Raw genomic sequence first — 11549 nt, forward strand, 5'->3', positions numbered from 1 at the left:
GCCTCAGGCGCCGTAGACGGGCACCGGTTGCCGCTCCCTGGCGAGCAGATCCGTGACGACCGGTCCCAGTTCGGCCGGGTCCCACCGGGCACCCTTGTCGACCTGCGGGCCGTGCGCCCAGCCCTCGGCGACGCGGATCTTGCCGCCCTCGACCTCGAACACCTTGCCGGTCACGTCACGGGCCTCGACACTGCCGAGCCACACCACCAACGGGGAGACGTTCTCCGGTGCCATGGCGTCGAAATCGGCGTCCTGAGTGGACATCATCTCGGCGAACACCGTCTCGGTCATCCGGGTGCGGGCGGACGGGGCGATCGCGTTGACCGTGACGCCGTAGCGGCCCATCTCGGCGGCGGCCACCAGCGTCAGCGCGGCGATGCCGGCCTTGGCGGCGCTGTAGTTCGCCTGCCCGACGCTGCCCTGCAGGCCGGCGCCCGAACTGGTGTTGATGATGCGGGCGTCCACCGCGTCCCCCGCCTTGGACCTGGCCCGCCAGTAGGCCCCGGCGTGCTTCATGGTCGCGAAGTGCCCCTTGAGGTGCACGGCGACGACCGCGTCGAATTCCTCTTCGCTGGTATTGGCGAACATCCGGTCCCGCACGATGCCGGCGTTGTTCACCAGGACGTCGAGCCCTCCGAAGGAGTCGACCGCGGTCTGGATCAGGCCTTCGGCCTGCGCCCAGTCCGCCACATTGGCACCGCTGGTGACGGCTTCGCCACCGGCGGAGGTGATCTCGTCGACCACGCTCTGCGCGGCGCTGCCGCCGCCGGCCGGGGATCCGTCCAGGCCGACACCGATGTCGTTGACCACCACCCGCGCGCCTTCGGCGGCGAATGCCAGTGCGTGCGCACGGCCGATACCGCCACCCGCACCCGTCACGATGACCACGCGGCCGTCGAGCAGTCCCATATGTGTTGTCTCCTCTTACTTCTTGATGTCTGCGGTGGTGGTCGACAGATAGTGCGGGGGTTCGCCCCCACCGTGCACTTCGAGCGATGCGCCGCTGATGTAGGCCGCCGCATCGGAGGCGAGAAACGCCGTCGCCCAGCCGATGTCGTCCGGTTTGGCCAGCCGGCCCAACGGCACGTTGCGGGAGATCGCGGCGATCGAGTCGGCGTCGCCGTAGAACAGTTCGGCCTGTTCGGTCTCCACCATCCCGACGACCACCGAGTTGACCCGGACCTTGGGCGCCCACTCGACGGCGAGCGTGGTGGTCATGTTCTCCACCCCGGCCTTCGCCGCACCGTAGGCGACGGTGCCCGGCGTGGGCCGCCTGGCGCTGACACTGGTGATGTTGACGATGGCGCCGCCCGACTTCTGGGTTTGCATGACGGCGTTGGCGTGTGTCGACACCGACAGCGCGCCAAGCAGGTTCAGCTCGACGATCTTCCTGCTGAACTTCGCCGAGGCCTCGGCGGCGGGCACGTAGGGCGACCCGCCGGCGTTGTTGATCACGACGTCGAGGCGGCCGTGCGCGCCCACGATCGCGTCGACGAGCGCCTTCACCGAATCGTCGTCGCGGATGTCGCAGGGGTGGAATTCGTACGGGCTGCCCTCGACCGGCCGCCGCGCGCAGGTCACGACCGTGGCGCCCTGAGCCGCGAAGACGGCGCTGATCCCGGCGCCGACACCGCGGACACCACCGGTCACCAACACCACCCGGCCGTCGAGTCCCAGTTTGATTCCAGCGGTGTCGCTCACTGTGCTAGCGTACCAAGCAAGTGCTTGCTTAGGTAGCGACCCCAGGAGTTTGCATGCCAATCACCACAGAGACCGTGGAACCGGGCATCGTCTCGGTCACCGTCGACTACCCGCCCGTCAACGCGATCCCGTCGCGGGGTTGGTTCGAACTCGGCGACGCGATCACCGCCGCGGGCCGCGACCGCAGCACGCACGTGGTGATCCTGCGGGCCGAGGGCCGCGGCTTCAACGCCGGTGTCGACATCAAGGAGATGCAGAACACCGAGGGCTTCACCGCGCTCATCGACGCCAATCGCGGTTGCTACCACGCCTTCCGCGCGGTGTACGAATGCGAGGTTCCGGTGGTCGCCGCGGTCAACGGCTTCTGCGTCGGTGGCGGCATCGGCCTGGTCGGCAATGCCGACGTGATCGTCGCGTCCGACGACGCGAAGTTCGGCCTACCCGAGGTCGAGCGTGGCGCGCTGGGCGCCGCCACGCACCTGTCCCGGCTGGTGCCGCAACACCTGATGCGCCGGATGTTCTTCACCGCGTCGACCGTCAGCGCCGAGACACTGCACCATTTCGGATCGGTGCACGAGGTGGTGCCGCGAGAGGACCTCGACGAGTCCGCGCTGCGGGTCGCCCGCGACATCGCGAGCAAGGACACCCGGGTGATCCGCGCGGCCAAGGAGGCCCTCAACTTCATCGACGTCCAACCGGTCAACGCCAGGTACCGCATGGAGCAGGGCTTCACGTTCGAGCTCAATCTGGCCGGCGTCTCCGACGAGCACCGGGACGCGTTCGCGGGGACATCGAAGGGCGAGGGGAAGTGATGGCCGACAAGACGACGACTCTCGACGAGGCGGTCGCCTCCATCGAGAGCGGGATGACCATCGGCATCGGAGGCTGGGGCTCGCGGCGCAAGCCGATGGCGTTGATCCGCGCCCTGCTGCGCACCGATGTCACCGACCTCACCGTCGTCACCTACGGCGGGCCCGATCTCGGACTGCTGTGCTCGGCGAACAAGGTCAAGCGGGTCTACTACGGGTTCGTATCGCTGGATTCGCCGCCGTTCTACGACCCGTGGTTCTCCAAGGCGCGCACCAGCGGATCGATCGAGGCGCGCGAGATGGACGAGGGCATGCTGCGGTGCGGCCTGCAGGCCGCCGCGCAGCGCCTCCCGTTCCTGCCGATCCGCGCCGGGCTCGGCAGCGACGTCCGGGCATTCTGGGGAGACGAGCTCAAGACGGTGCGCTCGCCGTACCCCACGGGAGACGGCTACGAGGAGCTCATCGCGATGCCCGCGCTGAACCTGGACGTCGCCCTGGTGCATCTGAATCTCGGTGACACACAGGGCAACGCGGCCTACACCGGGATCGACCCCTACTTCGACGACCTGTTCCTCATGTCGGCACAGAAGCGGCTGATGAGCGTCGAGCGGGTGGTGTCCACCGACGAGCTCGTCAAGGCCGTTCCGCCACAGGCACTGCTGGTGAACCGGATGATGGTCGACGCCGTGGTCGAGGCGCCCAACGGTGCCCATTTCACCACTGCCGAACCGGATTACCGCCGCGACGAGAAGTTCCAGCGGCATTACGCCGAGGCCGCGGGGTCCGACGAGTCGTGGGCCGAGTTCAGAAAGACATACCTGTCCGGCAGCGAGGACGACTATCAGGCCGCGGTCCGGAAGTTCGCCGAACAGCAGGGAGCCGCGAAATGACCGATGTGACCCGTGCCGAGGTGTGCGCCGTCGCGTGCGCCGAGTTGTTCCGCGATGCCGGCGAGATCATGGTCAGCCCGATGGCGAACATGGTGTCGATCGGCGCCCGGCTCGCGCGCCTGACCTTCTCCCCCGACATCCTGTTGACCGACGGAGAGGCCCGGCTGCTCGCCGACACTCCCGCGCTCGGCGCGACGGGCGCCATCGAGGGCTGGATGCCCTTCGGGCGCGTCTTCGAGACGCTCACGTGGGGGCGACGCCACGTCGTCATGGGCGCCAACCAGATCGACCGCTACGGCAACCAGAACCTGTCGGCCTTCGGCCCGATCCAGCATTCGAAGCGACAGATGTTCGGCGTGCGCGGCGCACCCGGCAACACCATCAACCACGCCACCAGCTACTGGGTCGGCGGCCACAGCAAGAGGGTGTTCGGCGAACAGGTCGACATCGTGTCCGGCGTCGGGTGGGACAAGGTGGACCCCGACAATCCGGCGTACCGGTTCCTCGACGTGTACCGGGTCGTGAGCAACCTGGGGGTCTTCGACTTCAACGGCCCCGACCACCAGATGCGCGCGCTGTCGCTGCATCCGGGCGTCGACGCCGACCAGGTCGCCGAGAACACCTCCTTCGTCGTCCACGGTCTGGACACCGCCGAGGTGACCCGCGAGCCGTCCGGCGAGGAGCTCCGCCTGATCCGCGAGGTGATCGATCCGAAGTCGCTGCGCGACAGGGAAATCCGATCGTGACCAGGCTGAATACCCCGCTCACCGAACTGGTCGGCATCGAACATCCCGTGGTGCAGACCGGGATGGGCTGGGTGGCCGGGGCGCGTCTGGTGTCGGCGACGTCGAACGCCGGCGGCCTGGGCATCCTGGCCTCGGCGACCATGACGCTCGAGGAACTGCAGACGGCGGTGACCAAGGTCAAGGCCGCCACGGACAAACCGTTCGGCATCAACATCCGCGCCGACGCCGGTGACGCGAACGAGCGCGTCGACCTGCTGATCCGCGAGGGCGTGAAGGTGGCGTCCTTCGCGCTGGCGCCGAAGCCGGACCTCATCGCGAAGCTCAAAGAGGCCGGCGTCGTCGTGATCCCCTCGGTCGGCCTGGCCAAACACGCCAAGAAGGTCGCCGGATGGGGTGCCGATGCGGTCATCGTGCAGGGTGGCGAGGGCGGCGGGCACACCGGTCCGATCGCGACCACGCTGCTGCTGCCGTCGGTGCTCGATGCCGTCGCGGGCACCGGCATGCCGGTGATCGCCGCGGGCGGCTTCTTCGACGGACGCGGCCTCGCCGCGGCGCTGTCGTACGGCGCCGCCGGAGTCGCGATGGGCACCCGCTTCCTGCTCACCTCGGATTCGACCGTGCCCGACGCCGTCAAACAGCGGTACCTGCAGGCCGCCCTGGACGGCACCGTGGTGTCGACCCGTGTCGACGGGATGCCGCACCGCGTGTTGCGGACCGGACTGGTCGAGAAGCTCGAGAGCGGTTCGCCGGTGCGGGGTTTCGCCGCGGCCGTGGGCAACGCCCAGAAGTTCAAGAAGATGTCCGGGATGACATGGCGGTCGATGGTCAAGGACGGCCTGGCCATGCGGCACGGCAAGGAACTCACCTGGGCGCAGGTCGTGATGGCGGCCAACACCCCGATGTTGCTCAAGGCCGGACTGGTCGACGGCAACACCGACGCCGGCGTGCTGGCGTCCGGTCAGGTCGCCGGGATCCTCGACGATCTGCCCTCGTGCGCGGAACTGGTGCCGTCGATCGTCGACGACGCCGTCACTCACCTGAGGGCGGCCGCGGCACTCGTGGAGTGAGAGCCTGATGAAGCACATAGGTGAATTCCTCCAGAATTAAGCTATGGTCTTCATATGGCGGAAGTTAAGCTACAGCCTTCAGTGACGGCCGCGGTGATCGGTGACGTGGTCGCCTCCCGCCGCGCCCCCGACCGGCGCGCACTGCACCGCCACCTCGGCGCCGCACTTCGTGACGCCGGGTTCGCATTCACCGTCGGCGACGAGTTCCAGGGCATCCATCCGAGCGTCGGCGCCGCGATCGACGCCGCTTTGACCGTGCGCCTCGCCGTCGCACCGGACATCGACATCCGATTCGGCATCGGCTGGGGACCCGTCACCGTGCTCGATGCCGAAACCGGCATCCAGGACGGCCCGGGCTGGTGGGCGGCGCGCGAGGCGATCGAGTGGACCGCCACGGCCCAGCGGCAACCCGGCCTCGCGGCGGTGCGGACGTCGTACCGCCGAGCCGCAGACACCACCGGGCCGGACGTCGACGCCGTCAACGCCGCCCTGTTGTGTCGGGACCACCTGCTTGGATCACTCGATGACCGATCACTGCGGATCCTGAAGGGCCTGTTGAGCAACCACACCAAGAAGGACATCGCCGCCGCCGAGCACGTCAGCGCCTCGGCGGTGTCGCAGCGCGCCGGCCGCGACGGGCTGGACCTGCTCGTGTTGGCCGCTACCCATCTGCGCGGTGTCCGATGAGCGCACTGGCCGTCCTGCTGATCGCGATCGGTGTCGCCGACCTGGTCCGGCGGATCACCCCCCGCGCCTGGCTGCCCGTCGCCATCGTCCCCGTGGCGGTGGTGGGGTGCGCGCTGCTGGCCGGTCTGTGGCACCGCGGCGACCTCCCGTTGCTCGCGCTCGCCGCTGCCGCAGGCATCGCGTGGGAGGTGCTCGGGGCGCGGGCGGAACGCACCGGCCGACGGCCGTGGGCCCCGCTGTTGGTGCTGGCGGCGGCCGCCGCCGCACTGGTCATGCTGTCCGGGTGGGCCTCCGAGGTCGCCGGGCTGGTGGGCCGCTGGTCGGACTGGACGCAGCTCCCTGCCGTCGGCGCCATCAGCGCGGACCGGCTCCTGATGGTGGTGGCCGTCATCCTCCTGCAGCTGGTCACCGGCAACCAGCTGGTGCGCCTGGTGCTGGCGTCGGTCGGTGCGGTCAAACCCGCCGGACAACCGCAGGCGTCGGACCGGCTCAAGGGCGGGCGGCTGCTCGGACCGATGGAGCGACTGCTGATCCTGGGTCTCGGGCTGGCCGGGCAGCTGGCGGCCGCCACCGCCGTCGTCGCCGCCAAGAGCATCATCCGGTTCCCGGAGATCAACGCGCAGAAGGCCGCCGCGCAGATCAAAGAGGGGAATGGCAACGGCGACTTGGGGATCGGCATCGACGAGGTGACGGAGTATTTCCTGGTCGGCAGTTTCGCGAGCTGGATCATCGCGCTCGGCGGGTTGGCGCTGGCGCAATAACGGCATTCGCCGGTGATCTGACTCCGTCCGTTCATACACTCCCGGCATGAAGACCAACGCGGCGATTCTGTGGGAGTACGGGGGCGACTGGACGGTCGAGGAGATCGATCTCGATCCGCCGGGCGACGGCGAGGTGCTGGTGTCCTGGGAGGCCACCGGTCTGTGCCATTCCGACGAGCACATCCGTACCGGCGATCTGCCCGCGCCGCTGCCGCTGATCGGCGGCCACGAAGGGGCCGGGATCGTGCGCGAGGTGGGTGCCGGCGTCGTCGGGCTCGCCCCCGGCGACCATGTCGTCGCGTCGTTCCTGCCCGCCTGCGGTCGGTGCCGCTTCTGCTCGACCGGCCACCAGAACCTGTGCGATCTCGGCGCGATGATCATGGCCGGCACCCAGCTCGACGGCACCTACCGACGCCACGTCCGCGGGCAGGACGTCGGCGTGATGGCACTGGTCGGCACGTTCTCGCAGTACGGCACCGTTCCCGAGGCGTCCATCGTCAAGATCGACGACGACATCCCGCTGGCGCGGGCCTGTCTCCTCGGCTGCGGTGTCACCACCGGATGGGGCTCGGCGGTCAACACCGCCGATGTGTCACCCGGTGACACCGTCGTGATCATCGGGCTCGGCGGAATCGGCAGCGGTGCGATCCAGGGGGCGCGGCTGGCCGGCGCCGAGAAGATCGTCGTCATCGAGCCGGTGGAGTCCAAGCGGGAGTTGGCTTTCCGGTTCGGCGCCACGCACTTCACGACCTCGATGGAGGAGGCCACCGCGCTGGTCGCCGACCTGACCCGCGGCGTGATGGCCGATTCCGCGATCCTGACCGTCGGACTGCTCGAGGGCACGATGCTCGAGGAAGCCGCGAACATCATCCGCAAGGGCGGCGCCGTCGTGATGACGGCCCTGTCGACGATGGCCGACAACCAGCCGACCCTGGGCATGATGATGTTCACGCTGTTCCAGAAGCGGCTGCTCGGGAGCCTCTACGGTGAGGCCAACCCGCGCGCCGACATCCCGCGACTGCTGTCGCTGTACCGCGAGGGCAAGCTCCTACTCGACGAGACGGTCACGCACGAGTACAAACTCGCCGAGGTCAACGAGGGTTACGAGGACATGCGTGCCGGACGCAACATCCGCGGCGTGATCCTGCACGACCACTGAGGGCGGGCGCCCCTAGAGGCGCTCGATGATCGTCACGTTGGCGGTACCGCCGCCCTCGCACATCGTCTGCAGACCGTAGCGGCCACCCGTGCGCTCGAGCTCGTTGAGCATGGTGGCGAACAGCTTGGCGCCCGTCGCACCGAGCGGGTGTCCGAGTGCGATCGCGCCGCCGTTCGGGTTGACCTTCTCCGGATCGGCCTTGAGCTCCTTGAGCCAGGCGATCACCACCGGGGCGAACGCCTCGTTGATCTCCACGACGTCGATGTCGTCGATCGACAGGCCGGTCTTCTCTAGTGCGTAACGGGTCGCGGGGATCGGCCCGGTCAGCATGAACACCGGGTCGGCGCCGCGGGCGCTGATGTGGTGGATGCGCGCACGCGGGGTGAGGCCGTGGGTCTTGACAGCCTCCTCGGAGGCCAGCAGCACAGCGCTCGCTCCGTCCGAGATCTGGCTCGCCACAGCGGCGGTCAGCCGGCCGCCCTCGGCCAGCGGCTTGAGCGAGGCGAGCTTCTCCAGCGTCGACTCCCGCGGCCCCTCGTCGACGCCGAAGTCACCGACCGGGATGATCTCGTTGTCGAAGTGCCCGCCCCGGATCGCGGCGAACGCCCGCTGGTGGCTGGTGTAGGCGAACTGCTCCATCTCCTCGCGCGAGATGTCCCACTTCTCGGCGATCAGCTCGGCGCCGCGGAACTGCGAGATCTCCTCGTCGCCGTAGCGGTGCCGCCAGTTCTCCGATTCACCGGTCGGCGAGGTGAAACCGAATTCCTTACCGACCACCATCGCCGACGCGATCGGGATCTGGCTCATGTTCTGCATACCGCCGGCCAAGATGATGTCGGCCGTACCGGACATGATGGCCTGCGCGCCGAAGGAGATGGCCTGCTGGCTGGACCCGCACTGGCGGTCGACGGTCACACCCGGCACCTCCTCGGGGTAGCCGGCAGCGAGCCACGCGTTGCGGCCGATGTTGCCGGCCTGCCCGCCCAGGGCGTCCACGCAGCCGACGATCACGTCGTCCACCGCGCCCGGATCGACGTCGACGCGGCCGAAGATGCCGCGGAACGCGTGCACGCCGAGGTCGATCGGATGGATGTGGGCCAGCGAGCCGCCGCGCTTGCCGACGGGTGTCCGCACAGCGTCGATGACATACGCCGTCGAGGTTGGCACTGCCATTATTCGTCTCCTTCGAGAGGGGTGGCGGTGATTCCGCCGAGGACTATGGACAGGTACTGCCGGCCGACCTCTTGGGCCGTGAGCGGGCCGCCCGGCTGGTACCAGCGGACCGACACCCAGGTCGTGTCCCGGATGAAGCGGTAGATCAGGTCGACGTCGATGTCGGGCCGGAAGTAGCCCTCGGCGATGCCCTGGTTGAGCACCTCGATCCACATCTTGCGCTGTTCGCGGTTGCGCTCCTCGACGTAAGAGAAGCGCGGCTGGGACGACAGCCGCTTGGCCTCGTCCTGGTAGATGACGACCTGGGCGTGCCGGGTGGCGATCGCCTCGAACGACGCCAGGAACAGTCCCTTGAGCCGTTCGAGCGGGTTCGGTTCGGTCTCGACGATCTGGTGGTAACGCTCGAACAGCCAGTCCAGGAAACCGCGCAGCAGCTCGTCGATCATCTCCTCCTTGGAGGAGAAGTGGTGATACAGGCTGCCGGACAGGATGCCCGCCGAATCGGCGATGTCACGCACGGTGGTGGCCCGCAGCCCGCGCTCGGCGAACATCGTCGCGGCGAGCTCGAGGAGCTCGTCGCGGCGGGTCGGCGGTTGGCCGGCTGCGGAGGTGCTCACGGGTGCTGACTCGAAACCGAGATCACTTCGCCGGTCAGGTAACTCGAGTAGTCGCTGGCGAGGAAGGCGATGGTGGCGGCCACCTCCCACGGTTCGGCCGCGCGGCCGAACGCCTCACCCTGGGACAACCGGTCGAGCAGGTCGGAGGAGCTGACCTTCTCCAGGAATCTGTGCCGCGCGATGCTCGGCGAGACGGCGTTGATCCGGACTCCGTGCTCGACGGCCTCGATCGCACTGCACCGCGTCAGCGCCATCACTCCGGCCTTGGCGGCGGCGTAGTGCGCCTGGGAATGCTGTGCGCGCCAACCCAACACGCTCGCATTGTTGACGATCACACCGCCGTGACCGGCCTCGCGGAAGTAGCGCAGCGCGGCCCTGGTCGCACGCATGACCGACGTCAGGGTCACGTTGAGGACGCGGTCCCATTCCTCGTCGGTCATGTCGACGACGGGGGTCTCGCCGCCGAGGCCGGCGTTGTTCACCAGCACGTCGAGTCGGCCCAGGCGGGCGGTCGTCGATGAGATCAGGGCGTCGACCTGCGCGGTGGAGGTCACGTCGCAGACCACGCTCTCGACCCGGCCGAGGCCGAGTTCGACCAGCTGGTCGCGTGTTTCGCCCAGCCGGCGTTCGTGGTGATCGGAGATCACGACGTCGGCACCCTCGTTGAGTGCGCGCCGCGCGACGGCCGAACCGATGCCGGTGCCCGCGGCGGCGGTCACCACGACGACCTTGCCGGTCAACAGTCCGTGGCCCTCGATCTCCTTCGGCGCTTCGCTGAGGTTCACTTCCCTTTGACCTCTCGGGGTAGGCCGAGCACCCGCTCGGCGATGATGTTGCGCTGCACCTCGTTCGAGCCGCCGTAGATCGTGTCGGCGCGAGAGAACAGGAACAGGCGCTGCCATTCGTCGAAATCGCCGTCTTTCAGGGCCAGCCCTGCTGTGCCCTCGACGTCCATCGCGATCTCTCCGAGTTCGCGATGCCAGTTGGCCCACAACAGCTTCGACACGGAGTCCTGTCCGGGCTGTTCGACATCCATCGTCGCGAGCGCATACGACCGCATCGTGCGCAGCCCGACCCACGACCTGGTGAGCCGATCGCGGATCAGCGGATCGTCGGCGGCGCCGGTCTTCTTGGCCAGCTCGGCGACACCGGACAGCTCGCGGGCGTATTCGATCTGCTGGCCGAGCGTCGACACACCGCGCTCGAAGGTCAACGTGCCCATCGCGACGCGCCACCCGTCACCGGGCTCCCCCACCACCAGTGAGGCGTCGGTGCGGGCGTCGTCGAAGAACACCTCGTTGAACTCCGAGTCACCGGTGAGCTGGATGATCGGGCGCACGTCGACGCCGGGCTGATCGAGCGGCACCAGCAGGTACGAGAGGCCGGCATGGCGCTTGGAGCCCTTCTCGGTGCGGGCGACGACGAAGCACCAGTGCGCCCAGTGCGCGAGCGACGTCCACACCTTCTGGCCGTTGATAAGCCAGTGCTGACCCTCCTCATCGAGCACCGCGGTGGTCGCCACGTTCGCGAGGTCACTGCCGGCGCCGGGTTCCGAATAGCCCTGGCACCACAGTTCGGTGACGTCGACGATCTTGGGCAGGAACCGCTGCTGCTGCTCCGGGGTGCCGTAGGCGATCAGTGTCGGCCCGAGCAGCTCCTCACCGAAGTGGTTGACCTTCGCCGGGGCGTTGGCGATCGCGTACTCCTCGTAGAACGCGACGCGGTGCGCGACCGACAGGCCACGCCCGCCGTGCTCGACCGGCCACCCCAGACAGGTCAGCCCCGCCGCGGCGAGATGGCGGTTCCACGCCAGCCGCTCCTCGAACGCCTCGTGCTCGCGGCCGGGCCCGCCCAGCCCTTTGAGCGCGGCGAATTCGCCGACCAGGTTGTCGGCGAGCCACTGCCGGACCTCGGCCCGGAACTCCTGGACCTCTATCAC

Annotated in this window: 13 protein-coding genes; 7 read left to right on the forward strand and 6 right to left on the reverse strand. The window is 68.6% G+C overall.

All coding sequences use genetic code 11. The features are described 5' to 3' along the window. Positions 1–3: 3 nt before the first annotated feature. Together AU196_RS00855 and AU196_RS00860 are read right to left on the reverse strand one after the other, a co-directional pair. Complete coding sequence (locus AU196_RS00855) at positions 4–909, reverse strand: SDR family oxidoreductase (RefSeq protein WP_059093187.1); 906 nt, start codon at positions 907–909, stop codon at positions 4–6. Between the two features lie 15 nt (positions 910–924). After that, positions 925–1701: an SDR family oxidoreductase gene (locus tag AU196_RS00860; protein ID WP_082695571.1), complete on the reverse strand. Its 777-nt coding sequence runs from the start codon at positions 1699–1701 to the stop codon at positions 925–927. 53 nt (positions 1702–1754) lie between these two features. Here AU196_RS00860 and echA20 point away from each other — a divergent pair, with 53 nt between their 5' ends. Genes echA20 through AU196_RS00895 form a run of 7 tightly spaced genes read left to right on the forward strand, consistent with a single transcriptional unit; the run spans position 1755 to position 7820 of the window. Continuing rightward, positions 1755–2513, forward strand: a complete 759-nt coding sequence (gene echA20, locus AU196_RS00865) for a (7aS)-7a-methyl-1,5-dioxo-2,3,5,6,7,7a-hexahydro-1H-indene-carboxyl-CoA hydrolase (RefSeq protein WP_059093188.1) — start codon at positions 1755–1757, stop codon at positions 2511–2513. Further along, on the forward strand, positions 2513–3400 hold the full coding sequence (gene ipdA, locus AU196_RS00870) for a cholesterol ring-cleaving hydrolase subunit IpdA (RefSeq protein WP_059093189.1): 888 nt from the start codon (positions 2513–2515) through the stop codon (positions 3398–3400). The genes echA20 and ipdA overlap by 1 nt, the downstream gene beginning before the upstream one ends. Beyond that, positions 3397–4146 (forward strand): cholesterol ring-cleaving hydrolase subunit IpdB, encoded by a 750-nt coding sequence (ipdB, locus tag AU196_RS00875; protein WP_059093190.1) that lies wholly within the window; start codon positions 3397–3399, stop codon positions 4144–4146. Before ipdA ends, ipdB begins: the two co-directional genes overlap by 4 nt. After that, positions 4143–5213 (forward strand): (3aS,4S,5R,7aS)-5-hydroxy-7a-methyl-1-oxo-octahydro-1H-indene-4-carboxyl-CoA dehydrogenase, encoded by a 1071-nt coding sequence (gene ipdC / locus AU196_RS00880; RefSeq protein WP_059093191.1) that lies wholly within the window; start codon positions 4143–4145, stop codon positions 5211–5213. The genes ipdB and ipdC overlap by 4 nt, the downstream gene beginning before the upstream one ends. A 54-nt stretch (positions 5214–5267) precedes the next feature. After that, positions 5268–5900: a SatD family protein gene (locus AU196_RS00885; RefSeq protein ID WP_059093192.1), complete on the forward strand. Its 633-nt coding sequence runs from the start codon at positions 5268–5270 to the stop codon at positions 5898–5900. Further along, on the forward strand, positions 5897–6661 hold the full coding sequence (locus AU196_RS00890) for a hypothetical protein (protein ID WP_059093193.1): 765 nt from the start codon (positions 5897–5899) through the stop codon (positions 6659–6661). The genes AU196_RS00885 and AU196_RS00890 overlap by 4 nt, the downstream gene beginning before the upstream one ends. A 46-nt stretch (positions 6662–6707) precedes the next feature. After that, on the forward strand, positions 6708–7820 hold the full coding sequence (locus AU196_RS00895) for an NDMA-dependent alcohol dehydrogenase (protein WP_059093194.1): 1113 nt from the start codon (positions 6708–6710) through the stop codon (positions 7818–7820). A gap of 12 nt (positions 7821–7832) precedes the next feature. Here AU196_RS00895 and fadA6 read toward each other — a convergent pair whose 3' ends face one another. The 4 genes from fadA6 to ipdE1 all read right to left on the reverse strand — a co-directional run bounded on the left by fadA6 (position 7833) and on the right by ipdE1 (position 11549). Continuing rightward, positions 7833–8993 (reverse strand): steroid 3-ketoacyl-CoA thiolase FadA6, encoded by a 1161-nt coding sequence (gene fadA6, locus AU196_RS00900; RefSeq protein WP_059093195.1) that lies wholly within the window; start codon positions 8991–8993, stop codon positions 7833–7835. Next, positions 8993–9544 (reverse strand): TetR/AcrR family transcriptional regulator, encoded by a 552-nt coding sequence (locus AU196_RS00905; RefSeq protein WP_231737273.1) that lies wholly within the window; start codon positions 9542–9544, stop codon positions 8993–8995. Before AU196_RS00905 ends, fadA6 begins: the two co-directional genes overlap by 1 nt. Positions 9545–9606: 62 nt before the next feature. Then, on the reverse strand, positions 9607–10395 hold the full coding sequence (gene ipdF / locus AU196_RS00910) for a (5R,7aS)-5-hydroxy-7a-methyl-1-oxo-2,3,5,6,7,7a-hexahydro-1H-indene-carboxyl-CoA reductase (protein ID WP_059093197.1): 789 nt from the start codon (positions 10393–10395) through the stop codon (positions 9607–9609). Further along, on the reverse strand, positions 10392–11549 hold the full coding sequence (ipdE1, locus tag AU196_RS00915) for an acyl-CoA dehydrogenase IpdE1 (protein ID WP_059093198.1): 1158 nt from the start codon (positions 11547–11549) through the stop codon (positions 10392–10394). The genes ipdF and ipdE1 overlap by 4 nt, the downstream gene beginning before the upstream one ends.

The organism is Mycobacterium sp. IS-1742, assembly GCF_001500125.1.
Lineage (GTDB): Bacteria > Actinomycetota > Actinomycetes > Mycobacteriales > Mycobacteriaceae > Mycobacterium.